The following is a 1,498-nucleotide window of genomic DNA, read 5'->3' as shown; positions in this document are numbered from 1 at the left end:
GTTAGTCGTCATGCCGCTGAGCGGCACCCTGAGAGTATGAAAATAGGTAGTGGCGACGGTAGACTGGAGGGGCCGAACGCCCGTCGGGTCTCGGCCGTCGTCGCCTGGTGCCGTGAGCCCGCAGGTTAGTCTGGCCCGGACATCGCCCCGTACCCGAGATTGTCGCCCCCGCTCGTCGGGGAGCACGCAGGACAGAGTGTTGAGCCCGTCGATGTCCCCCGGCGTGCGTCGGTGGGAGGGTTGGAGATGCAAGTGCTCCATCGCTGCTGCGCCGGGTTGGACATCCACAAGGACACCGTCGTCGCCTGTGTCCGCCGCCTCGACGAGGCGGGCAAGGCTCGCGAGCAGGTGCGGACCTTCGGCACCATGACCGGCCAGCTGATCGCATTGGCCGACTGGCTGGCGGCCGAGGGGGTGACGCCCGTCGCGATGGAATCGACGGGGGTCTACTGGAAGCCGGTCTGGCATCTGCTGGAGGGCCGCTTCGAGCTGCTGCTGGCCAATGCCCAGCACATCAAGCAGGTCCCGGGACGCAAGACCGACGTGAAGGACTGCCAGTGGATCGCGCAGCTCTTGCAGCACGGGCTCCTGAAGCCGAGCTTCGTGCCGCCGGAGCCGATCCGGGAGCTGCGCGACCTGACCCGGCAGCGGGCGCAGCTGGTCGCCGAGTGCGGCTCGGTGGCCAACCGCATCCAGAAGGTGCTGGAGGACGCCAACATCAAGCTCGGCAGCGTGGCCAGCGACGTGCTGGGCGACAGCGGCCGGGCGATGCTGCGGGCGTTGATCGCCGGCGAGCAGGACCCGGAAACCCTGGCCGACCTGGCGTTGGGGCGGTTGCGGGCCAAGCTCCCGGCGTTGCGGCAGGCGTTGCGGGGGCGTGTGACGGATCATCACCGCTTCCTGCTGCGCATGCACCTGGAGCACCTGGAAGCGCTGGAGGGGATCATCGGTCGGCTGGGCGAGCGGATCGAGCAGGTGATGGCCCCATTCGCCGAGGCGGCGTCGCGGCTGGAGACGATCCCGGGGGTCAGCCGCCGGATCGCCGAAGTGATCGTGGCCGAGATCGGCGCGGAGATGGGGCAGTTCCCGACGGCCGGGCACCTGGCGAGCTGGGCGGGGATGTGCCCGGGCAACAACGAGAGCGCCGGTCGGCGCCGCAGCGGCAAGACGACCAAGGGGAGCCGTTGGCTGAAGGTCGCGCTGGTGCAGGCGGCGCACGCGGCGGGCCGGAGCAAGAAGACGTACCTCGGGGCCCAGTTCCGCCGGCTGGCGGCGCGTCGGGGAGCGAAGCGGGCGGCGGTGGCGGTGGGCCACACCCTGCTGGGAATCATCTACCACATCCTGCGCGACGGGACGACGTATCAGGACCTGGGGCCGGAGTACCTGGACCGGCTGGAGCCGCAGCGGCTGACCCGCCAACTGGTGCGTCGCTTGGAACGGCTAGGCCATAAGGTTATCCTGGAACCGCGGGACGAAGCGGCATAGGGTATTTTCAGGA

The 1,498-nt window shown here is 69.4% G+C and carries 1 protein-coding gene; it reads left to right on the top strand.

The features are described from left to right. The first annotated feature begins 246 nt into the window (after window positions 1-246). Window positions 247-1,485, top strand: coding sequence for an IS110 family transposase (locus AB1L88_RS26865; protein WP_367099802.1), 1,239 nt, complete (start codon window positions 247-249; stop codon window positions 1,483-1,485). Window positions 1,486-1,498: the final 13 nt, after the last annotated feature.

The organism is Tautonia sp. JC769 (assembly GCF_040717455.1).
In the GTDB taxonomy this organism is placed as follows: domain Bacteria; phylum Planctomycetota; class Planctomycetia; order Isosphaerales; family Isosphaeraceae; genus Tautonia.
The sequence above is the reverse complement of the archived record's forward strand: the minus strand, read 5'-3'. Positions and strand labels throughout refer to the sequence as shown.

Excerpts from the sequence above, each read along its gene's own strand:
- AB1L88_RS26865 (WP_367099802.1), top strand. The coding sequence starts at position 247 with ATGCAAGTGCTCCATCGCTGCTGCGCCGGGTTGGACATCCACAAGGAC.